General features: G+C 70.5%; 23 protein-coding genes. 13 read left to right on the top strand and 10 right to left on the bottom strand.

The window, feature by feature from the left end:
* Positions 1 to 21 precede the first annotated feature (21 nt).
* A complete protein-coding gene (locus AB0J55_RS30695; RefSeq protein WP_364256108.1) occupies positions 22 to 642 on the top strand; it encodes a class I SAM-dependent methyltransferase in 621 nt (206 codons plus the stop codon).
* Positions 643 to 1,058: 416 nt separating this feature from the next.
* Complete coding sequence (locus AB0J55_RS30690) at positions 1,059 to 1,484, top strand: hypothetical protein (RefSeq protein WP_364256105.1); 426 nt, start codon at positions 1,059 to 1,061, stop codon at positions 1,482 to 1,484.
* A gap of 46 nt (positions 1,485 to 1,530) precedes the next feature.
* Here the strand turns inward: AB0J55_RS30690 and rdmE are convergent, their stop codons facing one another.
* The gene (gene rdmE, locus AB0J55_RS30685; protein WP_364256102.1) at positions 1,531 to 3,081 is read right to left on the bottom strand and encodes an aklavinone 12-hydroxylase RdmE; all 1,551 of its coding nucleotides are present in this window, start codon (positions 3,079 to 3,081) and stop codon (positions 1,531 to 1,533) included.
* Positions 3,082 to 3,254: 173 nt separating this feature from the next.
* Between rdmE and AB0J55_RS30680 the strand changes: the two genes are divergently transcribed.
* Together AB0J55_RS30680 and AB0J55_RS30675 are read left to right on the top strand one after the other, a co-directional pair.
* A complete protein-coding gene (locus AB0J55_RS30680; protein ID WP_364256099.1) occupies positions 3,255 to 4,565 on the top strand; it encodes a bifunctional o-acetylhomoserine/o-acetylserine sulfhydrylase in 1,311 nt (436 codons plus the stop codon).
* On the top strand, positions 4,562 to 5,680 hold the full coding sequence (locus tag AB0J55_RS30675) for a homoserine O-acetyltransferase (RefSeq protein ID WP_364256096.1): 1,119 nt from the start codon (positions 4,562 to 4,564) through the stop codon (positions 5,678 to 5,680). The genes AB0J55_RS30680 and AB0J55_RS30675 overlap by 4 nt, the downstream gene beginning before the upstream one ends.
* A gap of 28 nt (positions 5,681 to 5,708) precedes the next feature.
* On the opposite strand, the gene AB0J55_RS30670 is transcribed toward AB0J55_RS30675, so the two are convergent.
* A complete protein-coding gene (locus AB0J55_RS30670; protein ID WP_013229665.1) occupies positions 5,709 to 6,215 on the bottom strand; it encodes a hypothetical protein in 507 nt (168 codons plus the stop codon).
* 47 nt (positions 6,216 to 6,262) lie between these two features.
* On the bottom strand, positions 6,263 to 6,853 hold the full coding sequence (locus AB0J55_RS30665; RefSeq protein ID WP_364256093.1) for a TetR/AcrR family transcriptional regulator: 591 nt from the start codon (positions 6,851 to 6,853) through the stop codon (positions 6,263 to 6,265).
* Positions 6,854 to 7,177: 324 nt separating this feature from the next.
* Here AB0J55_RS30665 and AB0J55_RS30660 point away from each other — a divergent pair, with 324 nt between their 5' ends.
* The 4 genes from AB0J55_RS30660 (at position 7,178) to AB0J55_RS30645 (ending at position 12,828) form a co-directional block, all read left to right on the top strand.
* Positions 7,178 to 7,948 (top strand): SGNH/GDSL hydrolase family protein, encoded by a 771-nt coding sequence (locus AB0J55_RS30660; RefSeq protein WP_364256090.1) that lies wholly within the window; start codon positions 7,178 to 7,180, stop codon positions 7,946 to 7,948.
* Between the two features lie 127 nt (positions 7,949 to 8,075).
* Positions 8,076 to 9,689, top strand: a complete 1,614-nt coding sequence (locus AB0J55_RS30655; RefSeq protein WP_364256087.1) for a carboxyl transferase domain-containing protein — start codon at positions 8,076 to 8,078, stop codon at positions 9,687 to 9,689.
* Between the two features lie 2 nt (positions 9,690 to 9,691).
* Entirely contained in the window at positions 9,692 to 11,677 is a 1,986-nt protein-coding gene (locus tag AB0J55_RS30650) for a biotin carboxylase N-terminal domain-containing protein (protein ID WP_364256084.1), read from the top strand.
* On the top strand, positions 11,674 to 12,828 hold the full coding sequence (locus AB0J55_RS30645; RefSeq protein WP_364256081.1) for an acyl-CoA dehydrogenase family protein: 1,155 nt from the start codon (positions 11,674 to 11,676) through the stop codon (positions 12,826 to 12,828). The genes AB0J55_RS30650 and AB0J55_RS30645 overlap by 4 nt, the downstream gene beginning before the upstream one ends.
* A 42-nt stretch (positions 12,829 to 12,870) precedes the next feature.
* Here the strand turns inward: AB0J55_RS30645 and AB0J55_RS30640 are convergent, their stop codons facing one another.
* From AB0J55_RS30640 to AB0J55_RS30630, 3 genes are read right to left on the bottom strand one after another with little or no spacing between them, the layout of a single operon-like run.
* Complete coding sequence (locus tag AB0J55_RS30640; RefSeq protein WP_364256078.1) at positions 12,871 to 14,265, bottom strand: hypothetical protein; 1,395 nt, start codon at positions 14,263 to 14,265, stop codon at positions 12,871 to 12,873.
* Positions 14,262 to 14,597 carry a hypothetical protein gene (locus tag AB0J55_RS30635; protein WP_364256075.1) on the bottom strand — a complete coding sequence of 112 codons (336 nt, stop codon included), beginning with the start codon at positions 14,595 to 14,597 and terminating at the stop codon, positions 14,262 to 14,264. The genes AB0J55_RS30640 and AB0J55_RS30635 overlap by 4 nt, the downstream gene beginning before the upstream one ends.
* A gap of 15 nt (positions 14,598 to 14,612) precedes the next feature.
* Positions 14,613 to 15,161, bottom strand: coding sequence for a YbaB/EbfC family nucleoid-associated protein (locus AB0J55_RS30630; RefSeq protein ID WP_364256072.1), 549 nt, complete (start codon positions 15,159 to 15,161; stop codon positions 14,613 to 14,615).
* A 144-nt stretch (positions 15,162 to 15,305) separates the two neighbouring features.
* On the opposite strand from AB0J55_RS30630, the gene map reads away from it, so the two are divergent.
* From map to AB0J55_RS30610, 4 genes are all read left to right on the top strand, one after another.
* A complete protein-coding gene (gene map, locus AB0J55_RS30625; RefSeq protein ID WP_364256069.1) occupies positions 15,306 to 16,070 on the top strand; it encodes a type I methionyl aminopeptidase in 765 nt (254 codons plus the stop codon).
* Between the two features lie 9 nt (positions 16,071 to 16,079).
* On the top strand, positions 16,080 to 16,592 hold the full coding sequence (locus AB0J55_RS30620) for a GNAT family N-acetyltransferase (protein ID WP_364256066.1): 513 nt from the start codon (positions 16,080 to 16,082) through the stop codon (positions 16,590 to 16,592).
* Between the two features lie 59 nt (positions 16,593 to 16,651).
* On the top strand, positions 16,652 to 17,497 hold the full coding sequence (locus tag AB0J55_RS30615; protein ID WP_364256063.1) for an SDR family oxidoreductase: 846 nt from the start codon (positions 16,652 to 16,654) through the stop codon (positions 17,495 to 17,497).
* Between the two features lie 126 nt (positions 17,498 to 17,623).
* Positions 17,624 to 18,679, top strand: coding sequence for an alpha/beta hydrolase (locus AB0J55_RS30610; RefSeq protein WP_364256061.1), 1,056 nt, complete (start codon positions 17,624 to 17,626; stop codon positions 18,677 to 18,679).
* Between the two features lie 45 nt (positions 18,680 to 18,724).
* Here the strand turns inward: AB0J55_RS30610 and AB0J55_RS30605 are convergent, their stop codons facing one another.
* The 4 genes from AB0J55_RS30605 to AB0J55_RS30590 form a co-directional block, all read right to left on the bottom strand.
* On the bottom strand, positions 18,725 to 19,930 hold the full coding sequence (locus tag AB0J55_RS30605) for an acyl-CoA dehydrogenase family protein (RefSeq protein ID WP_364256058.1): 1,206 nt from the start codon (positions 19,928 to 19,930) through the stop codon (positions 18,725 to 18,727).
* A 20-nt stretch (positions 19,931 to 19,950) separates the two neighbouring features.
* Entirely contained in the window at positions 19,951 to 21,246 is a 1,296-nt protein-coding gene (locus AB0J55_RS30600; protein ID WP_364256325.1) for an acyl-CoA dehydrogenase family protein, read from the bottom strand.
* Positions 21,247 to 21,346: 100 nt separating this feature from the next.
* On the bottom strand, positions 21,347 to 22,552 hold the full coding sequence (locus AB0J55_RS30595; RefSeq protein WP_364256055.1) for a low temperature requirement protein A: 1,206 nt from the start codon (positions 22,550 to 22,552) through the stop codon (positions 21,347 to 21,349).
* A gap of 52 nt (positions 22,553 to 22,604) precedes the next feature.
* On the bottom strand, positions 22,605 to 23,783 hold the full coding sequence (locus AB0J55_RS30590; RefSeq protein ID WP_364256052.1) for a TetR/AcrR family transcriptional regulator: 1,179 nt from the start codon (positions 23,781 to 23,783) through the stop codon (positions 22,605 to 22,607).
* Between the two features lie 160 nt (positions 23,784 to 23,943).
* On the opposite strand from AB0J55_RS30590, the gene AB0J55_RS30585 reads away from it, so the two are divergent.
* Positions 23,944 to 25,155, top strand: coding sequence for an acetyl-CoA C-acetyltransferase (locus AB0J55_RS30585; RefSeq protein ID WP_364256049.1), 1,212 nt, complete (start codon positions 23,944 to 23,946; stop codon positions 25,153 to 25,155).
* Positions 25,156 to 25,177: the final 22 nt, after the last annotated feature.

Below are 25,177 nucleotides of genomic sequence, written 5' to 3'. Positions count from 1 at the left end.
GCGGCTCGGTAGGGTGGCGGCGTGAGCGACGCCCGGCGGATCGTGGAAAGCGGTTACGACCGCGTGGCGGAGCGGTACCTCGAATGGAGCGCGCGGATCCCCGACGATCCGCGGCTGCGGTTCCTGGCCGAGCTGACCGGGCGCCTCGACGGCGGCGCCCGCGTCCTCGACCTCGGCTGCGGCGCCGGAGTGCCGTGCACCGCGGCGCTCGCCGGGGAGCACGACGTCCTCGGCGTCGACGTCTCGGCGGCGCAACTGGACCTGGCGCGGCGCAACGTCCCCGGCGCGCGGTTCGAGCGGGCCGACATGACCGGACTGTCCTTTCCGGACGGCAGCTTCGACGCGGTGACGGCGTTCTACTCGGTGCTGCACGTGCCGCGGGAGGAACAGGGCGCGCTCTTCACGCGGATCGCCGCCTGGCTGCGCCCCGGCGGCTGGTTCCTGGCCGCGCTCGGGTGCAGCGGGGCGGACGGCGTCGAGGCGGCGTGGCTGGGCGCGCCGATGTTCTTCAGCAGCCACGCCCCGGCGGAGAACCGGCGGCTGCTCACCGCGGCCGGGTTCACGCTCGAAGTGGACGAGCCGGTGACGATGCAGGAACCGGAAGGGCCGGCGACCTTCCACTGGGTGCTCGGCCGGCGCTGAGGGGCGGGGCCTGCCGGGGCGGCGGCGGGCGGACGGGCTGCCCCGGCAGGCGTTCAGGGGGCGGAGCTCCCGGCTCTCGACCGCCCGGCGCCCCTGGCGAGTGAAGGCCGGGATCGGATATCGCTCACTGCGCTCCTGGGTATCGGGAAATGCCGGACCCGATGATCGGTTGCGGGTCCGGAGAGGGGCCGACTCTATGACATCCGTGCGGGGGTTCCCAGCCCGTTCCCCCATTTTCCGCAATAGTGGAAAACTCTTGCCGTGGACGCCGGGGAACCGAAAACAAACCGTCCGGTGGGCCATCCCGGAACAGCGCGGGGTCGCAGTTTCCCTTGTCGGGCCCGGTGTCGGCGGGGCCGGGGCGTATGGCATCCTCTCGCGACCGACCGGATGGGTATCGCCGGGGAAAGTGCGAGGTGGCCGGCTTGTGCGGACGTGACGTGGCGGAATGGCAGAAGATGATCGAGGCGGGCAAGGCGATTCTGATCGCCCGCGCGGTCGCGGACCGGACGGCTTCCTACGGCGAATTCGCCGCCGCGTTGTGCCGGCGCACCGGGGCCGCCGGATTCGACTTCACCACCGGCGCGGGCCGGGCGAGCATGGCCTGCCTGGTCGACCGCATCTCCGAAGCCGGGTTCGAGGAATCGGGCGGCCGGCTGCTCGGTGCGCTCGTCCGGAACCTCGGCGCCGACGACGCCGGACCCGGCTTCTACCGGCTGGCGAGCAGCCGGGGCTTCGCGGTGCCGCGCACCCGCGGCGGGCGCCGGCTGTTCTGGGCCCAGCACGTGCGGGAGCTGCACGAGCACTTCGCCGGGAGCGGCCGGCGCTCCGCGACGGGATGAGCGAGCCGGCGCGGCAGGCATGCCGCGCCGGCTCCGGGGTGCAGAGCTAGCGGGACAGCACCGCCGTCAGGACTCGCGTCAGCTCACCGGCCGGGTCTTCGACCGGTTCCCGCGCGCGCCACGCGACGATCCCGTCGGGACGGACCAGTACCGTCCCGCCCGTCGAGAGGCCGTACCGCGCGGCGAACACGGCGTCGTCGAGCACGTGGCAGTCGAGGTGGACGCCCAGCTCCGCCGCGACGTCCTCGGCGGCGGGCCGCCACCGCGTCCCGTCGGCGGCGCACAGCAGCACCCACGAACGCCCGAGCAGGTCCACGGTGGATTCCAGCCCGGGCGCGCGGAACCCAGGCCGCCCGGTCGGCGCGTGCACGTCCTCGACGCGCTCGCCGTCGTCCGGGTCTTCCGCGAGCACCGCCGTCGAGCGGTAGCGGAACGCCAGCAGGATGCCCAGCGGGTCCTCGGGCTTCGACAGTCCCGAGACGTCGAGCTCGGGGTGCATCCGCGCCTTCATGTTGTGCAGCGAGGTGTCGATGACCATCTGCGCGATCGGCCGGCGCTCGGCTTCGTAGGTGTCGAGCAGTCCTTCGCCCGCCTCGCCGCGCAGGACTGCGGCGAGTTTCCACGCGATGTCCGCGGCGTCGCCGATGGCGGTGTTGCCGCCCATCCCGCCGGTCGGCGGCGTCACCTTCGCCGCGTCGCCGACCAGGAAGACCCGCCCGGACCGGAACCGGTCGGCGAGCCGGGCGGCGATCTCCCACGAGCCGGTCCAGACGATCTCCGGCGTCAGTTCGGGCAGGTCGGTGGCGGCGCGGATCATCGCGACCAGCCGCTCCGGCGGGAAGTCGGCCGGCCGTTCGCCGCGTTCCGGGTGGTAGTCCGGCGCGAAGACGTACCGGTGGGGTACGTCGGTGTTGACCAGCGCGGCGGTGAAGTCCGGGTGCTGCAGGTAGAAGAGGTCGGTGACGCCCGCGAGGACGCGGTCGCCGAGGTCGGCGTCGAACACGACGCCGAGGCAGTGGCTCAGCGCGTCCGGTCCCGTGGTCCCGATGCCGAGCCGTTGCCGGATGCCGCTGCGGCCGCCGTCGGCGGCGACGACGTAGTCCGCGCGCACCACCGTCTCCTCGCCGGAGTCGCGGTGGCGCAGCGTCGCGGTGACGCCGTCGCCGTCCTGGGCCAGGCCGGTCAGTTCGGTCCGGAACCGCACCCGCGCCCCCGCTTTTTCCGCGTGCGCCAGCAGGATCGGCTCCACGACGTCCTGGCCGGCCATGCCGGCGGGCAGTGTCGTCGCGGCCGAGACGTCGAACTCGCTGCCGTCCTCGACGATCCGGTGCAGCACCCGCCCGGCCAGGCTGGTCGCGACGGTGATCCGCAGCCCCTGCGACGCGCGCGTGCTCGCCGCCCGCACCTCGTGGTCGATTCCCGCCCAGTGGAACAACTCCATCGTGCGCCAGTTCTGCCCGGCGGCGCGCGAGTGGACCGACGTCCCGGCGTGCCGCTCGACGGTCAGCACGTCCACTCCCGCTTGCGCCAGGAACAACGACGCCGACAACCCGCCCAGCCCGGCCCCGACGATCAATACCTGTACCCGCTCGGTCACGACTACCTCCCTGCCTGTGAATCTCCCCATATAAATATCTTAGACACAGAGAGATTTCCTTGGCAAGGCGAGGGGTATCCCAGGACGTGGGAGCTGTTGGGTGGGCCGTTCGGCGCAAGTAGCTTCGGCCGGGCAGACCCTCCATGAAACCCCTTGAGCCGCAAGGAGAACCGATGAGCGCGGACGACACCTCGGCGTGGTCCTTCGAGACCAGGCAGATCCACGCGGGCGCCGCGCCGGACCCGGCCACGGGTGCTCGCGCGACGCCGATCTACCAGACGACGTCGTACGTCTTCCGCGACAGCCAGCACGGCGCCGACCTGTTCAGCCTCGCCGAGCCCGGCAACATCTACACGCGGATCATGAACCCCACCCAGGACGTGCTGGAGCAGCGCGTCGCCGCGCTGGAAGGCGGCGTCGCGGCGCTGGCGTTCGCGTCCGGCTCGGCCGCGACCACGGCGGCGATCCTGAACCTGGCCGGCGCGGGCGACCACTTCGTCTCGAGCCCGTCGCTCTACGGCGGGACCTACAACCTGTTCCACTACACGCTGCCGAAGCTCGGCATCGAGGTCACGTTCATCGACGACCAGGACGACCTCGACCAGTGGCGCGCCGCCGTGCGGCCGAACACGAAGTTCTTCTTCGGCGAGACGCTCGCCAACCCCGGCAGCAACGTCCTCGACATCCGCGCGGTCGCTGACGTCGCGCACGAAGCCGGCGTCCCGCTGCTGGTCGACAACACCATCCCGACGCCGTACCTGGTGCGCCCGATCGAGCATGGCGCGGACGTCGTCATCCATTCGGCGACGAAGTACCTCGGCGGCCACGGCACGACCATCGCCGGCGTGCTGGTCGACGGCGGCACGTTCGACTTCGGCCAGGACCCCGCGAAGTTCCCGGGCTTCAACGAGCCGGACCCCAGCTACCACGGCCTCAAGTACTGGGAGGCGCTCGGCCCGGGCGCGTTCGCCGCGAAAGCACGCGTCCAGCTGCTACGCGACACCGGCGCGGCGATCGCGCCGCTGAACAGCTTCCTGATCCTGCAGGGCATCGAGACGCTGTCGCTGCGCATCGAGCGGCACGTGCAGAACGCGCAGGCGCTGGCCGAGTGGCTCGAGCAGCGCGACGAGGTCGAAAAGGTGTACTACGCCGGCCTGCCGTCGGGCCCGTTCCACGCGGCGGCGCAGAAGTACCTGCCGCGCGGCGCGGGCGCGGTGCTGTCGTTCGACCTGCGCGGCGGCGTAGAGGCGGGCCGGAAGTTCGTCGACGGCACCGAGCTGCACAGCCAGCTGGTGAACCTCGGCGACGTCCGCAGCCTGATCGTGCACCCGGCGTCGACCACGCACAGCCAGCTCACGCCGGAAGAGCAGCTGGCCAGCGGCGTCACGCCGGGACTGGTCCGGCTCGCCGTCGGGCTGGAAGGGATCGAGGACCTCAAGGCCGACCTGGAAGCCGGATTCCGGGCGGCCAAGGCGGAACTGTGACGGCTGCGCCCGTCACCGGCGCCTGGCGGATCGGGGATCCGCCGGGCCGCCGGAAGTTCGTCACCGGCCCCGGCGCGTTCGCGCTGGAGGCCGGTGGCGTCCTGCCGGAGTTAACGATCGCTTACGAAACTTGGGGGTCACTGAACTCCGGTGCGTCCAACGCGGTCCTCGTCGAGCACGCGCTGACCGGCGACAGCCACGCGGCCGGCCCCGCCGAGCCGGGCCACCCCGGCGCGGGCTGGTGGGACGGGCTGATCGGGCCGGGCAAGGCTCTGGACACGAACGAGTACTTCGTCGTGGTCCCGAACGTGCTGGGCGGCTGCCAGGGGTCGACCGGGCCGTCGTCGCCGGACCCGGACGGGACGCCGTGGGGCAGCCGCTTCCCGGTGGTGACGGTGCGGGACCAGGTCGCCGCCGAGGCGCTGCTGGCGGACGCGCTGGGTATCTCGCGCTGGGCGGCCGTCCTCGGCGGCTCCATGGGCGGGATGCGCGCGCTGGAGTGGGCGGTGTCGCTGCCCTCGCGGGTGGCTGCGGTGCTGGTGCTGGCGTCGGCCGCGCGGGCGTCGGCCGAGCAGATCGCGTGGGCGTCGCCGCAGCTGCACGCGATCCGCAGCGACCCGTCCTTCCACGGTGGTGACTACTACGCAGCCTCGGAAGGCCCCTTCCGGGGGCTCGGCGTCGCGCGGCGGATCGCGCACGTCACCTACCGCAGCGAGCCCGAGCTGGCCCAGCGTTTCGGCCGGGCCCACCAGGGCACGGAGGACCCGCTGCGCGGCGGCCGGTTCGCCGTCGAGTCCTATTTGGACCACCACGCGGAGAAGCTGGCGCGCCGCTTCGACGCGAACAGCTACCTGGTGCTGACGGAGTCGATGAACACCCACGACGTCGGCCGCGGCCGCGGTGGCGTTGCTGCGGCGCTGGGCCGGGTGACCGCTCGATCAGTGATAGGGGGCGTCGACAGCGACCGGCTCTACCCGCTGTACCAGTCGGCGGAGATCGCGGCCGGGATCGCGGGGGCGCCGGAGCCGTCGGTGGTGACGTCGCCGTACGGCCACGATTCGTTCCTGATCGAAACCGGGCAGATCGCGGCCCTGGTGAAGCAGCTGCTGGGCTGATTGCCGCGATCGGGCGGTTCAGGGGCCCCTAGTCGGAGACGGCTTCGGAGATCCAGGGCGCCACCGGCAGGTCGCGGTCCAGGCACTCCACCGAAAGGCGGATCGTCCAGCGCAGCGCCTGCAGGACGAGGCTGTCGACCTCGTCCGGTGCCGCGTTCGCGAGGGCGATCTCGACCTGCTCCTGGGCGGCTTCGGTGTTGCCGTGCACTTCCGCGAGCAGCGTGCGGACCGCGGTCCGCACCGGCGGGTCGGCCTGGTCGATCGAGACCTCTTCGCCGTCTTCGTCGAAGACCTGGACCTTCACCGGGGCGCTGCCGCCGTCGCCGAGGGTGGACACCATCGCGCTGCACTCGCCGAAGAGCAGCAGCATGAGGGCCTTCGTCTCGTCCGCGCGGGCCTGCGGCTCGGCGGCCGACGGGGCGACCTCGCCCAGCGCTTCGGCGTCGTCGCCGAGGCTCAGCGCGGTCAACGCGCGCTGGGCCTTCTCGACGAGCCGGCGCTCCTGCTCGCTCCAATCCGGGTCCACGTGCCCCATCAAACACCAGCGACGGCCCTCGTGGGGATACCTTGATCCGCGGGTGGTCATCCCGCCGCGCGGAGGGCACCCAGCGCGAGCCGGCAGAGCAGTTCGGCGAGTTCACCGTCACCGAGATGGCGGTTGTACGGCGTCGAGTTGATCAACCCGAACACGGCGTGTGCCGCCGACCGCGCCTCCAGTTCTCCCAGCTCCGGAAGCGCTTCGCGGATCACGCGCACCCACACCTCGACGTACTGCCGCTGCAGCGCGCGTACCTGCTTGCGGTCGGCGTCGGTGAGGTTCGCGAGGTTGCGCTCCTGAACGGTGATCAGGGACGGGTGCGCGAGCGCGAAGCCGACGTGGAAGGCCACGAGCCCGGCCAGCGTGTCGTCCGGATCGACCGGCCGGCTCGCCCACGCGGTACCGCCGTCGAGCAGGTAGCGGCTGATCGAGTTCAGCATCTCGCCGAGGATCGCGTCCTTGCTGCGGAAGTGCCGGTAGAGAGCGGGCCCGGAGATGCCGACGGCGGCCCCGATGTCGTCGATGCCGACACCGTGGAAGCCGTGGTGGGCGAACAGTTCGGCAGCCGCGGCCAGGATCTGTTCGCGTCTGTTCGCCTTCTCGCCGTTCACGAGAGGGGTGAAGTTGGCCGGCATCCAGCCATATTAGAGCGGCAGGTTAGCGAGCGCTAACAGCCCGCGTGTCGCGGTCGCGGTGGCGGGAGTGTGCGGTGCTGTCGTCGCCCGGCCACGCGGGAGCCGTTGCTGCGTGGGCCGGAGGACTGGTGTCACTCCCTCGAAAGGGCTGTTAACCCGCGCTGACCGGCGTTTCATCCTTCCGGTGTGGGCCGAGTGGGTACCTACCAGGAACTAGGGGTTCCTCGTGGGGCTTCCACCTGCTGTGCTATTTGCGTCGGCCCTGTCACAAAGGAGTGACCCATGGCTGTTCCCACCCGTAAGTTCCGGCGATCCCTCCTACGGTTGAGTACGGCCCTGGGGGCCGTTGTCCTTGCTTCTCTCGGCGTCACGGGCCTCGCCCAGGCCGCCGGGACCGTCTACGCCGCGGTCGGCGACTCCTACTCCTCGGGAGTCGGAGCCGGCAGCTACGGCAGTTCCGGGAGCTGCTACCGCAGTTCGAAGGCCTATCCGCAGCTGTGGGCCAACGCCCACAGCGGAACCTCGTTCACGTTCCTGGCCTGCTCCGGCGCCCGCACCGGCGACGTCATCAACCAGGCGAACTCGATCCCCGCCTCGGCCACGCTCGTCACGGTGACCGTCGGCGGGAACGACGCCGGGTTCAGCGACGTGATCCAGACCTGCACGCTGGGCAGTGACTCCGACTGCGTGAACCGCGTGAACACGGCGAAGACCTACGTCGCCAACACGCTGCCGCCGTTGCTGACCAACACCTACAACGCGATCAAGGCCAAGGCGCCGGGCGCGCAGCTCGTCGTCCTGTCCTACCCGCGCTTCTACACCGTGCCCGGCTCCTGCTGGGTCGGGCTGAGCGACACCAAGCGCACCGCGATCAACTCGGGCGCCGACGCGCTCGCGTCGGTCATCCAGCAGCGCGCGGGGGCGGCCGGGGCGACCTTCGTCGACGTCCGGCCCTCGTTCGTCGGCCACAACATCTGCTCCTCGGCCGACGACTACCTGCACAGCCTCACCTGGCCGGTGATCGAGTCCTATCACCCGACCGTGGCTGGCCAGTCCGGCGGCTACTACGCCCCGCTGCGCGCGGCGATCGGCTGAGCTGTCCCGCCGAAGGCCACCCCGGTCCGCCGGGGTGGCCTTTTCCGCATTCCAGCGACTGGACACCCCCGTTAGCGGTCGCTAACATCGAGCCGGAGGTTAACGACCGCTAACGTCGAGGGAGCCCATGGACACGCCGGCACTGGGGACTGCGGCGTCCCCGGACAGCGAGGCTTACGCCCGCAACGCGACATCGCACGCGGAGCTGGTCGAGGACCTCCGCAAACGTTTGGCGAGCGCCCGGCTCGGCGGCCCCGAGAAGGCGCGCACGCGGCACGTCGAGCGCGGCAAGCTGCTCCCGCGCGACCGCGTCGACACCCTGCTCGACCCGGGCTCGCCGTTCCTCGAGCTCTCGCCGCTCGCGGCCAACGGCCTGTACGACGACGAAGCCCCGTCCGCCGGGATCATCACCGGGGTCGGGCGGGTCTCGGGCCGGGAATGCGTGGTCGTCGCCAACGACGCCACGGTCAAGGGCGGCACCTACTACCCCATGACGGTGAAGAAGCACCTGCGCGCCCAGGAGGTCGCGCTGCACAACAACCTGCCGTGCGTCTACCTGGTGGACTCCGGCGGCGCGTTCCTGCCCAGGCAGGACGAGGTCTTCCCGGATCGTGAACACTTCGGCCGGATCTTCTACAACCAGGCGACGATGTCCGCGCGCGGCATCCCGCAGATCGCCGCGGTGCTCGGCTCGTGCACCGCGGGTGGCGCGTACGTCCCGGCGATGAGCGACGAGGCCGTCATCGTCCGGAACCAGGGCACGATCTTCCTCGGCGGCCCGCCGCTGGTGAAGGCGGCGACCGGCGAGGTCGTGACGGCCGAGGAGCTGGGCGGCGGGGACGTCCACGCGCGCCAGTCCGGCGTCACCGACCACCTGGCCGACGACGACGCGCACGCCCTGCGGATCGTTCGCTCGATCGTGTCGACGCTCGGGCCGCGCGCGCCGCGGCCGTGGGACGTCGTCCCCACCGAGGCGCCCGCGGTCGACCCGGCGGAGCTGTACGGCGTGGTGCCCACCGACCCGCGCGTGCCCTACGACGTCCGCGAGGTGATCGCCCGGATCGTCGACGGCAGCCGGTTCGGCGAGTTCAAGAAGGAGTACGGCGCCACGCTGGTCACCGGGTTCGCCCGGATCCACGGCCACCCGGTCGGCATCGTCGCGAACAACGGCGTCCTGTTCGCCGAGTCCGCGATGAAGGGCGCGCACTTCATCGAACTGTGCGACAAGCGTTCGATCCCGCTGCTGTTCCTGCAGAACATCACCGGCTTCATGGTCGGGCGCGCGTACGAGGCCGGCGGCATCGCCAAGCACGGCGCGAAGATGGTCACCGCGGTGGCGTGCGCGCGGGTCCCGAAGTTAACGGTCGTTATCGGCGGCTCGTTCGGCGCCGGCAACTACTCGATGTGCGGCCGGGCGTACTCGCCGCGGTTCCTCTGGATGTGGCCGAACGCGCGCATCTCGGTGATGGGCGGCGAGCAGGCGGCGTCGGTGCTGTCGACCGTCCGCCGTGACGCCATCGAGGCCCGCGGCGGCGAATGGTCCACCGAGGACGAAGAGGCGTTCAAGGACCCGATCCGCGAGCAGTACGAGGCGCAGGGCAGCCCGTACTACTCCACCGCGCGGCTGTGGGACGACGGCGTCATCGACCCCGCGGACACCCGCACGGTCCTCGGCCTCGCCCTCTCGGCGGCGGCGAACGCCCCCCTAGATGAAGTCAACTACGGCGTCTTCCGGATGTGATGATGTTCGATTCAGTGCTGGTCGCCAATCGGGGCGAGATCGCGGTCCGGGTCATCCGCACCCTGCGGGCGCTCGGCATCCGCGCGGTCGCGGTGTACAGCGACGCGGACGCCGAGGCCCGGCACGTCCGCGAGGCGCACACGGCGGTGCGCATCGGACCGGCGGAGGCGGCGAAGAGCTATCTGAACATCCCGGCCATCGTCGACGCCGCGGTGTCGTCCGGGGCGCAGGCCGTGCACCCCGGCTACGGCTTCCTCGCGGAGAACGCCGAGTTCGCGCGCGCCTGCGAGGCCGCCGGGCTCGTGTTCATCGGCCCGCCGGTGGCCGCGATCGAGGCCATGGGCGACAAGATCCGCGCCAAGGCGACGGTCTCGAAGGCCGGTGTCCCGGTCGTGCCGGGTGCGTCCGATGTGGACATCCCGGACGGTGGTTTCGCGGAAGCCGCCGCGAAGGTGGGCTACCCGCTGCTGCTCAAGCCGTCCGCCGGCGGTGGCGGCAAGGGCATGCGGCTCGTGCACGCGCCCGAGGAGCTGGACGCGGCGATCGAGTCCGCGCGGCGCGAGGCCAAGGGGTCCTTCGGCGACGACACGCTGCTGATGGAACGGTTCGTCACCACGCCGCGGCACATCGAGATCCAGGTGCTCGCCGACACGCACGGCACTGTCCTGCACCTCGGCGAGCGCGAGTGCAGCCTGCAGCGGCGCCACCAGAAGATCATCGAGGAAGCGCCGTCGGTGCTGCTCGACGAGGCCACCCGCGAGAAGATGGGCTCGGCGGCGGCCGAGGCCGCGCGCTCGGTCGGGTACGTCGGCGCGGGCACCGTCGAGTTCATCATGTCGGCGAAGAACCCCGACGAGTTCTTCTTCATGGAGATGAACACCCGGCTGCAGGTCGAGCACCCGGTCACCGAGCTGGTCACCGGCCTCGACCTGGTCGAGTGGCAGGTCCGGGTCGCGGCCGGGGAACGGCTCACGCTCGACCAGGACGACGTCGTCCTCAATGGACACGCCGTCGAAGCGCGGGTGTACGCCGAAGATCCGGCGCGCGGGTTCATCCCGACCGGCGGGACGGTCCTGGCGGTGCACGAACCGGCCGGCGACGGCGTCCGCGTCGACTCGTGGATGACGCCGGGTGCGGTCGTCGGCTCGAACTACGACCCGATGCTGGCCAAGGTCATCGCCTGGGGCCCGGATCGCGCGTCAGCGCTGCACCGGCTCGACCTGGCGCTGGCCGACACGGCGTTGCTGGGCGTCGGCACGAACACCGCGTTCCTGCGCGCGCTGCTCGCCGACGCCGACGTCCGCGCCGGCCGGCTCGACACCGAACTCGTCGACCGGCGGCTGGCCGACCTCGTTTCCCCGGACGTGCCCGCGGAGTTCTTCGTCGCGGCCGCCCTGGACCGGTTCCTGGAGCTGCAGCCGGCGGGACCGGTCGTGGACCCGTGGGACGTGCCGGACGGCTGGCGGATGGGCGGCTCCGGCGGGGTGACGTTCCGCCTGAAATCAGGCCCGGCCCGGGCGGTGGTCCGGGTGCAGGGCACGCCGTCCGACGCGACGGTCTTCGTCGGGGACGACGAACCGGTGCGGGTTTCGGCCCGGCGCGACGGAGACGTCCTCGAGATCCGGCACGCCGGCGGGTTCCACCGCTACCGCCAGGCTTGCGCTCCCGACAGGACGGTCTGGCTGTCCCGTGACGGGCTCAGTTTTCCCTTCGGGGAGCAGGAGTTCGTGCTGGCGTCCCGCGGTGAGGCCGCCGGCGCGGGCCCGGTCACCAGCCCGATGCCGGGCACGGTGCTCGTGGTGAAGGTCGCGGCGGGAGACGTCGTGAAGGCCGGGACGCCGCTGCTGGTCGTCGAGGCGATGAAGATGGAGCACACGGTCACCGCGCCGATCGACGGCGTGGTCAGCGAACTCCCGGTCCGGACCGGCCAGCAGGTCGCCCTGGACGAAACCCTTGCCGTAGTCACCCCTCAAGAGGAGCAGCAGTGATCGACTTCCGCCTGGACGAGGAGTACGACTCGCTCCGCAAGACCGTCGAGGACTTCGCGCACGCCGAAGTCGCCCCGGTGATCGGCGAGCTGTACGAGAAGGAAGAGTTCCCGTACGCGATCGTCGCGAAGATGGGCGAGATGGGCCTGTTCGGCCTGCCGTTCCCCGAGGAGTTCGGCGGCATGGGCGGCGACTACTTCGCGCTGTGCCTGGCGCTGGAGGAGCTGGCCCGGGTCGACTCGTCGGTCGCGATCACGCTGGAGGCGGGCGTTTCCCTCGGCGCGATGCCGATCTTCCGCTTCGGAACGCAGGAGCAGAAGGAGAAGTGGCTGCCTTCGCTCTGCGAAGGTACCGCGTTGGGCGGATTCGGCCTGACCGAGCCGGGTGGCGGCTCGGACGCCGGGGCGACCCGCACGCGGGCCACTTTGGACGGTGACGAGTGGATCGTCAACGGTAGCAAGGCGTTCATCACGAACTCGGGCACGGACATCACCCGTTTCGTCACGGCCACCGCCGTCACCGACGTGATGGAGAACGGCCGCAAGGAGATCTCGGCGATCCTCATCCCGTCCGGCACGCCGGGCTTCGCGGTGGCGCCCAAGTACTCGAAGGTCGGCTGGAACTGCTCCGACACCCATGAACTGTCCTTTTCGGACGTCCGGGTTCCGGCGGAGAACCTCGTCGGTGTGCGCGGCCGCGGGTACGCGCAGTTCCTGTCCATTCTGGACGAAGGCCGGGTCGCGATCGCCGCGGTGTCGGTGGGCCTGGCGCAGGGCTGCGTGGACGAATGCCTCAAGTACGTGAAGGACCGGGTCGCGTTCGGCAAGCGGATCGGGGAGTACCAGGCGATCCAGTTCAAGATCGCCGACATGGAGGTCCGCACGCACACCGCACGCCTGGCGTACTACCAGGCGGCGTCGAAGATGCTGCGCGGCGAGCCGTTCAAGAAAGAGGCGTCGATCGCGAAGCTGGTGGCGTCCAACGCGGCCATGGACAACGCGCGCGACGCCACCCAGATCTTCGGCGGCTACGGGTTCATGAACGAATTCCCGGTGGGCCGCTTCTACCGCGACGCGAAGATCCTGGAGATCGGCGAGGGCACCAGCGAGGTCCAGAAGATGCTGATCTCGCGCCACCTCGGCGTCGCCTGACAGCAGCGAGGGGCACCTCCGGCGGAGGTGCCCCTCGGGCGGCTACTGCGGCTGTTGCTGTTGTTGCTGCTGCTTCTTGTCCTCCTCGGCCCACGCGGCTTCGGCCTGCATCTGGATGTCGGTGAGACCGCGGTCGACCTGCACGATGTCCTTGCCCGCCCAGCCGACGAAGTTCTTCGAACTCTTGGCGTCGGAAAGCGCCTTCAGCATCGGGTAGTAGTCCGGGTGCTTGGCCTTCAGCCAGTCGTCGACGAACTTCATCTTCTTGTAGCTGTCGCCGAACTTCGTCTTCAGCCAGTCCTCGTGCTTCTTGATCGTCGAGATGTCGTGGTCGCTCAGGTGCGACTTCGGCGGCGTCGGCTTCGGCGGCTCCGGGGGCTTCGGCAGCGGCCGGGAGAAGTTGGGCGTGGTGCCGTCGCCCGGCGGACGCGTGCTCGGCGCGGCGCCGCCGCCCGGGTTGTCGTGGGTGATCGCGGTGCCCGGCGGGGGCAGCGGCCGCGAGAAGTTCGGGGTCGTGCCGTCGCCCGGAGGCCGGGTACTGGGTGTCGCACCGCCACCGCCCGGGCCGTCGTGGGTGACCGCGGTGCCCGGAGGCTTCGGCAGCGGCCGGGAGAAGTTCGGGACGCCGCCGCCGTGCGGCGGCAGGTTGCTCAGCTCGTGCCCCGCGCTGGAGGAAGAGCCCGGCTTCCCCTTGACCAGCTTCGAAAGCCCGGTGAGCCGGCCCAGCGTGCGGCCGGCGTAGGCGACGACCTTGGCGAGCTTCGCCATCATCGCCGCGACCTGCACCGAGACGGTCGCGACGCACTTGGTCACCCCGACGGCGATCGACGCGCCGAAGGTGGGGATGGCGAGCGCGAGCGCGATCAGCATCGTGGAGATGATGTCACCGAGGATCGTCGTGATGATGTCGCGCAGCAGTGCGCGGACCGCGCCGATCAGCGCGCCGGTGGTCTCGACCATGTAGCCGGCGACGTCGGCTGCCTTGGCGTTGGCGTCGATCCAGCCCTTCCGGTCGTTGATCGACTTGAGGAAGCTGTCGTAACCCTTGCCCTGCCACTGGGTGATCGTCGCCTTGAGCGTCTTGTCGAGCTCTTCGCCGGTGTTGCGCAGGCTTTCGCCGATCTTGTGCAGCTCGTTGGCGACCTTCGTGACCTCGGACGGGTTGCCCGCGACCTGGTCCAGCGGCCACTTCAGGAACGAGACGTGCTCGATCAGCCAGCCCAGCCCCGCGGCGATGAGCTTCGCCAGCGGGTCCATGGCGAACGCGACGGTGTCGAGGACGGCGCTGATGACGTTGATGCCCAGTTCGACGCTGACGGCCGCGAGGTCGCCGCCGTGTTCGGTCTGGACCTTGCCGATCGAGTCGCCGACCTGCTTCCAGCTGTCGAAGACGCCGGCGCCGGTCGTGGAGTTCGACGCCGTGATGGGAACGGTCACTTGCCCAGCTCCGTCTCGAAGGTGCTCAAACCCTGTGCCGTGTTCGAGTCGTGGGTCGTGTACGTGTCGGCGGCCTTCTTCAGGTCCTCGGCGGACTTGCCGATGTCGCCCACGAGGTTCTTGATCTCGCCGGTGATCACGCCCATCGTGATGCGCGAGGGCACGGCGAGCACCTGCGCGAGCAGGATGCCGAACGCGGCGTTGTCGAACCCGTTGGCGGCCTGCATCCGGTTCGCGGCGTCCTGCACCGCCGGCTGCGTCTTGCCCGACAGGAACTCGCTGAACTTGTGCAGCTCGGCCGGGTCGACCGAGAAACCTGCTCCGGAAACCACTGGTCCTCCTCCGTCCTACCAGGGGTTGCTTTCGCCGTCGTCCTCGTCCGGCGCGGGCCGGGGACGACGACGCGGCTGGCCGTGCTGCTGCGGCGGCGGGCCGGCCGGCGGCGGCCGGTGCGGAGGCGGGGGCGCGGGTGGCCGGTCCTCGGCTTCCTGCTCCGGCATGAAGACTTCGCTCTTGCCCGCGGGCGGCGTTCCCGGTTCCGGTTCGGGGGCCGGCAGGAACTCGTCAAGCAGTTCGCGGGCGGCCGAGCTCTCGCCGACCATGCCGCTGAACGCGTCGGCGACCTCGGCCGAGACCTTCTGCTGCGCCCGGCCGATCAGCTGCAGCACCTGGGCGGAAAGGGCTTGCGGGGGCCGTTCGTACGCGCGGGGGCCGAACCGGAGGTCCTGCAGCACGCCGCTCGGGCCCACGGTCACCGTGACCGCCCCGTCCGGCGACTGCACGGTGGCGACGGCGGAGCGCAGCTTCTCCTGCGCGGCCGCGGCTTTCGCCTGGATTTCCTCGAGTTCGACGGTGAACGCGGCCAGCGGATCGCCGGCGGCTCCTGACTGTGTCACGTTGTCCTCGTCGCGAGAGAGGTGGGGAACGGGAGAAGTCAATCAGCGCTGCCTGAACTCCGGATGACACGGAACGAGCCACCGGCTGAACGAGGTCGCCGCCACCTGCTGGACACCAATACTTATACCGGTATAGTTATCGACATGGTCGAGATCAAAACCGAAGCCGAACTGGCGGTCATGCGCGAAGCCGGGCGGGTCGTGGCGAAGACGCTGGACACGGTCAAGGAGGCCGCCGCGATCGGCGTCTCCCTGCGCGAGCTGGACGAGATCGCCGCGCAGGTGATCAGCGAAGCCGGCGCCAAGCCGTCGTTCCTGCACTACCAGCCGCGGTCCGCGCCCACGCCCTACCCGAACGTCATCTGCATCAGCGTCAACGACGTCGTGGTGCACGGCATCCCGACGGCGTACCGCATCCAGGACGGCGACCTCGTCAGCATCGACTGCGGCGCGATCGTCGACGGCTGGAACGGCGACGCCGCGATCAGCTTCGTCGTCGGCACCGCCGACCCCGCTGATCTATCACTGATAGAGGCGACCGAGCGCGCGCTCGCGGCCGGCATCGCCGCCGCGCAGCCGGGAGCCAAGCTCGGCGACATCTCGTACGCGATCGGCGCCGCCGGCCGCGCGTCCGGTCACGGCATGCTCGAGGACCACGGCGGCCACGGCATCGGCCGCGCGATGCACGAAGACCCGCACCTGCCGAACGAGGGGCGCGCGGGCCGCGGGATGCGGCTCAAGCCGGGGCTTGCGCTGGCGATCGAGCCGATGCTGACCCGGGGTGGCGACGCCTACCGGCACGCCGAGGACGGCTGGTCGCTGCTCACCGTCGACGGCAGCCGCGCCGCGCACGTCGAGCACACCATCGCCATCACCGAAGACGGCCCGCGGGTGCTCACCGTGCGGTAGACAGGGCGGATGGACAACATCGTCATCCGGTCGGGTGATTCTGGGGACGCTGACACGCTGCTGCGCTTCTTCGACGAAGCCGTGGAATGGCTCGTGGCGCGCGGCAGCGCGAACCAGTGGGGGACCGAACCGTGGAGCCGTGTCCCCCAGCGCGTCGAGCGGGTCAAGACGATGGCCGCGGACCCGGGGCTGCGCATCGCGGTCGTCGACGGCGAGCCCGCCGGCGCATTGATCGTCTCGGAGGACCACGACCCGCACGTCCCGGCAGTTAACGAGCGTGAACTGTATGTCCGATTGCTGATCACGTCCCGGCGGTTCGCCGGGCGGCGCGTCGGCGGGCGCCTCGTCGAGTACGCGCTCGACGAGGCGCGGCGCCGCGGCATCGACCTCGTGCGCGTCGACTGCTGGGCCGGCGGCGACGGCGAACTGCAGCGGTACTACGAGAGTCAGGGGTTCTCCCCGACCGTGCAGTTCACCGTCGACGACTGGGTCGGCCAGGTGCTGGAGCAACGCGTGGGGTAGCGCGACGCGGCGAGACGGGCGACACTGTTGACGCGGTGCCAACAGACGAAGGAGTCGCCATGGCCGAGGAACTCGCGGGCAAGGTCGTCGTCATCACCGGCGGCGGGCAGGGGATCGGCGCGGCGACCGCGTCGGCGCTGTCCCGGCTGGGTGCCAAGGTGGTGATCGGCGACCTCGACCAGGTCCGGGCCGAAAAGACCGCCGGCGAGCTGGGCGCGGACGCGCTGCCGCTGGACGTCACCGACATCCGCGGCTTCACGGAGTTCCTCGACGAGGTCGAACGCCGGCACGGCCGGATCGACGTGCTGATCAACAACGCCGGCATCATGCCGCTCGGCGAGCTCGAGGCGGAGTCCGACGCGATGACCCGGCGCCAGCTGGAGATCAACCTGCACGCCGTCATCCACGGCACCCGCGAGGCGGTGCGGCGGATGCGGCCGCGGCGCAGCGGGCACATCGTCAACATCGCGTCGTTCGCGGGCAAGGCCGGCTTCCCCGGCGCGGCGACCTACTGCGCCACCAAGCACGCCGTCGTCGGGCTGTCCGAAGCGGTGCACCTGGAGCTGCACGGCAGCGGCGTGCACGTCTCCTGCGTGATGCCGGCGATCGTGCGGACGGAGCTGGCGAGCGGCCTCGGCGAAGCGAAGCTGTTCAAGTCTTCGCGGCCGGAAGATGTGGCCGACGCCATCGTATCCACGCTGCGCAAGCCTCGTTTCGACGTCTACGTGCCCCGTTCGGTGGGCACTATGGGCAAGCTCACCCGGCTGTTCCCGCGGCGGTTCGGCGAAGGGCTCTCGCGGGCGCTCAAGGCGGACCGGCTTTTGGCTTCAGCGGCCCATTCCCCGGCTCGCGCGGCGTACGAAGCGCGGGCGGCGGACAGTGCCCCGGGAGCGGGCACGGAGTAACTCGGACGGCCTAGCGACCGTCCGAATTGGACGTGCTTGCCGGGTGCTCGCGGGCGGGACGCTGTTGAGTCCGCCCGCTTCGCCCGGCAAGATTGCCTCCGAGTCCGGTTCAGGAGGCACGAGGAAATGGCTTCACCACCCGCACGGCTGGCCGCCGCGGCGTCGAACGTGGTCGGCAAGGTGCTGCACGGCGGCGTCGCCGACCTGCGCCCGATGCCGCGGGTGCTGATCGACCAGGGTCCCAACCGGTCGCTGTACCGGATGACGCACAGCAGCCGCCCGGTGTCCGGGCCGCCGATCCTGCTCGTGCCGCCGCTGGCCGCGCCGGCGATCTGCTTCGACCTGCGCCGCGGCTGCAGTCTGCTCGAGCACCTGGTCGAGGGCGGCCGCAACGCCTACCTGGTCGACTACGGCATGGTCGCGTTCTCCGACCGCCGCCTGGGTATCGAGCACTGGATCGACGAGGTGCTGCCGCGCGCGATCCGGCGCGTGAGCGCGGACGCCGGCGGTCAGGCCGTGCACCTGGTGTCGTGGTCGCTGGGCGGGATCTTCTCGCTGCTGGTGAACGCCGACCAGCCGGACCTCCCGATCGCGTCGATCACCGCGATCGGCTCACCGGTGGACTTCACGGCGATCCCGATCGTGGCCCCGTTCCGCCCCCTGGTCGACCTGACGAACGGCCACCTGCTGACCCCGATCTACCGAGCGTTCGGCGGCGCACCGTCCTATTTGGTCAGCCGCGTGTTCCGCGCGACGGGCATCAGCAAGGAAATCACGAAGCCCCTGGCGATCCTGAAGAACCTGGACGACCGCGACTACCTCGCCCAGATCGAGGCGGTCGACCACTTCATGAGCAACATGTACGCCTACCCCGGCCGCACGTTCGGCCAGCTGTACCACCGGTTGTTCCGCACGAACGACCTGGCGGAGGGCAAGGTGGACCTGAACGGCCGCATCATCTCGCTGTCCTCGGTCCGCGTGCCGACACTGGTGGTGGCGGGCGAGAACGACACGATCGCCCCACGCCCGTCGGTGGAGCGAGTGGTGGAGCTCCTGGACAAGGCCCCGGAGGTCCGCTTCAAAACGGCCCCGGGCGGCCACCTGGGCGTCCTGACCGGCCGCAAGGCCCGGGGGACGACGTGGCGGTACCTGGACGAGTTCCTGGACGACCAGATCTCTTGAAAACGCTGAAGGGCCACCCCGGCCGGGGTGACCCTTCAGCGGTTCTCACTTCAGTTCTGCGCTCGACTTCCCGAGAATCCGGCGAGCCACGATCAGCTGCTGAATCTGCTGGGTCCCCTCGAAGATGTCCAGAATCTTCGCGTCCCGCGCCCATTTCTCCAGCAGCGACTCTTCGCTGTACGCCCCGGTCAGCTCGACGCACTTCAGCGCGATCTCCACCACCGACCGCCCCGCCTTGGCCTTCGCCATCGATGCCTGCAGGGAGTTCGGCTTGCGGTTGTCCGCCATCCACGCCGATTCCAGCGTCAGCAGGTACGCCGACTCGTAGTCCGCCTCCAGGCGGAGGAACTCCGCCGCGGCCGCGTGCTGGCTGTTCGCCGGGCGGTCGTAGTCGATCGTGACGCCGGCGGACGTCAAGATCGCGCGTGTCTCGTCGAGGGCCGCGCGGGCCACGCCGATCGCCATGGCTGCCACGAGGGGACGGGTGTTGTCGAACGTCTGCATGACGCCCGCGAAACCCTTCTTCGTGTCGATCTCCGGCGTGCCCAGCAGGTTCTCGCGAGGGACCCGGCAGTTCTCGAAACGCAGCACCGCCGTGTCGGACGCGCGGATGCCGAGCTTGTGCTCGGTGCGCACCACCTCGAAGCCCGGCGTGCCCTTCTCCACCACGAACGACTTGATCGCCGCACGGCCCTTGGACTTGTCCAGTGTCGCCCAGACGACCACCGCGTCCGCGCGCTCGCCCGAGGTCACGAAGATCTTCTCGCCGTTGAGCACGTAGTGGTCGCCGTCGAGGCGGGCCGTCGTGCTGACCGCCGCCGAGTCCGAGCCGAAGCCCGGCTCGGTGATCGCCATCGCCGCCCACATGCCGGAAAACCGTTCGAGCTGCTCGTCCGTGGCCACCGAGCTGATCGCCGCGTTGCCGAGGCCCTGCCGCGGCATCGACAGCAGCAGGCCGACGTCACCCCAGCACATCTCGATCGTGCCGAGGACGACGTTCAGGTTCGCGCCGTTGCGGTTGCCCTTCTCCTCCTTGTCGGAGCCGGAGCGCCGCACACCCGCCGCGCCCGCGCCGCCCTCGCCGGAGGAGTTGAGGCCGTCGAGCAGCGCCGCGAACATGTCGAGCTCGCTCGGGTACGTGTGTTCCGCGCGGTCGTACTTGCGCGAGATCGGCCGGAACACCTCGGCCGCGGCCTGGTACGCCTGGTTGATCAGCGCGCCGGCCTTCTTCGGAACTTCCAGGTTGATCATCGTTAACGCCCTTTCGGAGCCTAGAGAAGGACGGCGCCTTCCATGACGCCGATGGCGCGCAGGTCCCGGTACCAGCGCTCGACCGGGTGCTCCTTGACGAAGCCGTGCCCGCCGAGCAGCTGCACGCCCGCGCTGCCGATCTGCATGCCCTTGTCCGTGGCCAGCTTCCTGGCCAGCGCGACCTCGCGGGCGTAGGACTTGCCCTGCTCGGCCCGCGCCGCCGCGCGCAGCGTCACCAGGCGCAGGCCCTCCAGCTCGATCGCGATGTCCGCGACGGAGAACGCGACCGCCTGCCGGTGGCTGATCGGCTCGCCGAACGCCACCCGCTCGTTGACGTAGGGGACGACGTAGTCGAGGACGGCCTTCGCGGTCCCGGCGGCCAGCGCGGCCCAGCCGAGCCGCGACAGGCGCACGACCTCGGCGAAGACGTCCGCCTTCCCGCCACCGAGCAGCGCGCCCGCCGGCAGCGCCACCTTCTCCAGGTGCAGCCGGCCCGTCGCGGCGCCGCGCAGGCCCATCGCCGGCTCGGTCTCGATCGACACGCCGGCGTTCGACGACTCTACGAGGAACAGGGCCGGCCCGCGGCCTTCCAGGTCGGCCGACACGATGAACAGTTCCGCCTGCGTCGCCCGCGGGACCAGCGTCTTGACGCCGTCGAGCTGGTAACCCTTCGGCGTGCGGCGCGCCTTCGCTGCCGGCTTGAAGGGGTCGTAGAGCGCTTTCTGCTCCTGCAGGGCCAGCGCCGCGGCCGGCACGTGCTCGCCGGTGAACGCCGGCAGGTAGTCGGCCTGCTGCTGCTCGTCGCCCCAGCTGACCAGCGCGGTGCTCACCGCGGACGGGGCGAGCACGGCGACCGCGAGGCCGAGGTCGCCGTGCGCAAGCGCTTCCGCGACCAGCGCGTTGGTCACCACCGAGCGTTCCGTGCCGACGCCGCCGAGCTCCTCGGGGATGCCGACCAGGCTGATGCCCAGCTCGGCGGCCCGGGCCAGCAGCCCTTCGGGCGCCTCGAGTTTCGCGTCGGCGTCCGCGGCGGCCGGGCGCAGCTGCTCGGCGGCGAACTCCGTCACCGTCTCCACGATGAGCTGCTGGTCCTCGGTCGGTGTGAGGTCGAACAGCCCGGTGTCGGCGGCCGGCGCGAGCCGGGCCGGTTTGCCCAGCTTCTGCACCGACTTGAACGACCGGGTCGCCGCGCCCGCGACGCGGAAGCCGTTGCGGGTGCCCGCGGTGACCAGGTCCTCGAGGGGCTTGCGCAGCCCGGCTCGATCGACGACCTTGCTCCCGGCCAGCCGGGTCAGCGCGGACAGGCCCCAGCCCATCGCGTCCCGTTTCCTTGGCGCAGCCATGTGGCCCTCCATCCCGTTACCTACTCGCGAGTAGGTTAACCCGGGAGGCGGGATCGCGCCAGTGCGGGTCCGGTCACGAATGCGCGGTGTGCACCTGCCGGCGCCATTCGGCGAAGCGCAGCCGTTCGAACGCGATGAGCCCAAGCACCAGCCCCGCGACGATCAGCAGCAGTACGGCGGCCGGCACGTGCTCCAGCAACGGCGTCGCCGCGACCAGCAGCACGCCGACGACCAGCCGCTGGACGTTCCAGCTGCCGAGGTTGCGCTTGCGCAGGGAGCTCAGCGCGATCAGGTAGAGGGCGAGGCCGCCGGTCAGCGTCCAGATCGGCACGCCGTGCAGGGCTTCGCCGGGTGTGTGGTGCTCGCTGTCGGCGAGGTAGAGGAACGCCTTCTTCAGGCCGAGGGCGACCAGCACGATCCCGGCGATCAGCGGCAGGTGCAGGAAGGTGTAGGAATCGGTGGCGAGCTTCGCGCGTTCGACGCCGGTCGCGCGCGTGAGCCGGTGCTCGGAGACGCGCGCGACGACGTCGAAGTAGGTCCACCACATCCCCGCGGCCAGCGCGAGCCCGCACACTGCGCCGCCGGCGACCAGCCACGACATCGGCAGCGCCCCGATCCCGATGCCGATCGCCACGATCGACTCGCCCAGCGCGATGATCACGATCAGCCCGAACCGCTCGGCGAAGTGCGCGGGCGCGTTGAGCCGCCAGCCGTCGGGCCCGGCGAAGTAGACGTTGAGGTAGTCGACGGCCAAGGCGACGACCCACAGCCCCAGCTGCCACGGCCCGCTGAGGAACTCGGCCACGGCGAGCAGCGCGACGCTCGGCAGCAACCCGACGAACATCTTGAGCAGAACCCGCCGCAGTCCCGGATCGTCTTTCGCGGCGCCCAGGTAGGCGACGAGGTGCAACAGCCGCACGAGCGCGTAGCAGGCGACGAACAGCGCGGGCGCGAACAACCCGCCGGGGTGGTCGGTGAAGGCTTCGGGAATGGTCAGCGACACCAGGAACATCACGGCCATGGCCCCGAACATCGCCAGCCGCGCGATCCCGTGGTCGACGTGGATGGTGTTCCCCAGCCAGGCATAACTGCACCAGCACCACCACAGGACGGCGAGCATGGCCAGCCCCTGCCCGACCCCGGCCGGGCTCAGGTGGTCGGCCATCAGCTGGGTGGTCTGGGTGATGGCGTAGACGAAGACCAGGTCGAAGAACAGCTCGATGGTCGAGACGCGGTGGTCCTCATCCGCGCTCACCAGGTGCAGGCGTCTCGTGGGCACGACGAATTATGGATGAAGCAAGGTCGGGACGGTCCCGTTTCGGCGTAACCGGTCAGACGACGCCGAGGACGGTCCGGAGCAACGTCGTCAGCTCGGCCTCGAAGTTCGGGCGGGCAGCCACGCGGCGCGTCCGGGCCAGGTCGTTAGCGATCGTCAACGCTGCGTGGACGGTGATTTTCGCTTCGCGCGCGGGCAGCTCCGGACGTGCCGCCGACAGCAACGTCACCCACTGGCCCACGTAGTCGCGTTGCACTCGCAGCAGGTCTGCCTTGTCGCGGTCCGGCATCGTCACGCGGTCCGCCGAGAACGACACCAGCAGCTCCGGCGTGTTAACGATCGTTTGCACGTACGACGCCGCCAAGCGCTGCAGTGCTGTGCGTTCGTCCGAAGCCCGGAGGGCTTGCTCCGCCGCCAGCGCCAGCCTGTCCGCCGCGCGGTGGCCGATGGCGACCATCAGTGCCGCCTTGCTGGGGAAGTGGCGGTAGACGCTCGGGCCCGCGATGCCCGCCGCCGCTCCGATGTCCTCCATGCTCACGTCGTGGAAGCCGCGCTGGGCGAACAGCGCCGTCGCCTCTGCCAGGACCTGCTCACGACGTGATGGCGTGCCCAGGCTCAGCGCCGGAGTCGACGGCTCGGCGGAGGGCGCCGGAAGTGTGGCGTTCAGCACATCCCAGGCCAGCTCCACCAGCAGCGCAGCGAACCGGCGGCGCGCCAACGACGTGTGGTGGACCGACACGCTCCCGAACACCGATAGAGCCGCCCAGCACAGCAGCTCTGCGTCCTCGGCCGGCAGCTCTGGGCGCTGCACGAGCAGCACCTTCGACCATGCCGTCAGCGCCAGCGTCGACCGGCGGGCGATCTCCCGCTGGTCCTCCTTTGGCAGGTGACGCCCTTCCCAGCGCCACAGCGCCGCGATCTCGCGGCGTTCGACAGCCTGCGTCGCGAGCCGGCCGAGGAGATCTTTCAGCTGGTCGGCGGGGGGAACCGCGTCCGACAGCGCGTCCGCCGTCGCCGCTTCCAGGTCCTCGAAGCCGCTCAGGACGACGTACGCCAGGATCGCCTGCTTGTCCGCGAAGTGGCGGTACAACGCCGGCCCGGTGACGCCGGCCGCGTCCGCGATGTCCTTGATGCCGACGCCGGGGAAGCCCCGTGCGCGGAACAGCTCCGCCGCCACCGCGGCCAGCTGGGCCTTGCGGTCGCGGGGGCGCGTGCTGCGTTCGACGTCGGTCATGGTGAGTGAACGATAGCGGCTCATGGCACACCTGCAACCCATTGACACCATGGGGTTATCCGACGATATGTTAATGGGCATTAGCCCTACTGGCCGGTATAGTCGGCCGTGACACGGCCAGGTACGACGTCGTTCCGACACGCTCGCGAGGAGTAGTTCAGTGAGTAGCGAGGCCTACATCTACGAGGCGATCCGCACGCCTCGCGGCAAGAACAAGGGCGGTGCCCTGCACGGCACCAAGCCGGTCGACCTGGTGGTCGGCCTGATCAACGAACTGAAGGTCCGCCACTCGAACCTCGACCCGAAGGCGATCGACGACATCGTCCTGGGCGTCGTCTCCCCGGTCGGCGAGCAGGGTGCCGTCATCGCGCGCACCGCCGCGCTGAACGCGGGCCTGCCCGAGACCGTCGCCGGCGTGCAGCTCAACCGCTTCTGCGCCTCCGGCCTGGAGGCCACCAACACCGCCGCGCAGAAGGTCCGCTCCGGCTGGGACAACCTGATCATCGCCGGCGGCGTCGAGTCGATGTCGCGCGTGCCGATGGGCTCCGACGGCGGCGCGCTGTTCATGGACCCGGCCACCGCGTACGACAACTACATCGTCCCGCAGGGCACCGGCGCCGACCTGATCGCGACCATCGAGGGCTTCTCCCGCGAGGACGTCGACCGCTGGGCCGTCCGCTCGCAGGACCGCGCCGAGGCCGCCTGGTCCGGCGGGTACTTCGCCAAGTCCGTCGTGCCGGTCAAGGACATCAACGGCGTCACCGTCCTGGACCACGACGAGCACCGCCGTCCCGGCTCCACCGTCGAGAGCCTCGGCAAGCTCAAGCCCGCCTTCGCCGGCATCGGCGAGCTGGGCGGCTTCGACGCCGTCGCGCTGCAGAAGTACCACTCGGTCGAGAAGATCAACCACGTCCACACCGGCGGCAACTCCTCCGGCATCGTCGACGGCGCCGCGCTCGTGCTCGTCGGCTCCGAGCAGGTCGGCAAGACCTTCGGGCTGACCCCGCGCGCCCGGATCGTGGCGACCGCGTCGATCGGCTCCGAGCCGACGATCATGCTCACCGGCCCCACGCCGGCCACCGAAAAGGTGCTGAAGACCGCGGGCCTCAAGCCCGAGGACATCGACCTGTGGGAGCTCAACGAGGCCTTCGCCTCCGTCGTGCTCAAGTGGATCAAGGACCTGCACCTCGACGAGGAGAAGGTCAACGTCAACGGCGGCGCGATCGCCATGGGCCACCCGCTCGGCGCCACCGGCGCGATGCTGGTCGGCACCGTGGTCGACGAGCTGGAACGCCGCCAGGCGCGCCGCGCCCTGGTGACCCTGTGCATCGGCGGCGGCATGGGCGTCGCGACCATCATCGAGCGGGTGTGAGGACCACTGTGTCTAACCAAAA

This window comes from Amycolatopsis sp. NPDC049688 (genome assembly GCF_040674975.1).
Lineage (GTDB): Bacteria > Actinomycetota > Actinomycetes > Mycobacteriales > Pseudonocardiaceae > Amycolatopsis.
The sequence above is the reverse complement of the archived record's forward strand: the minus strand, read 5'-3'. Positions and strand labels throughout refer to the sequence as shown.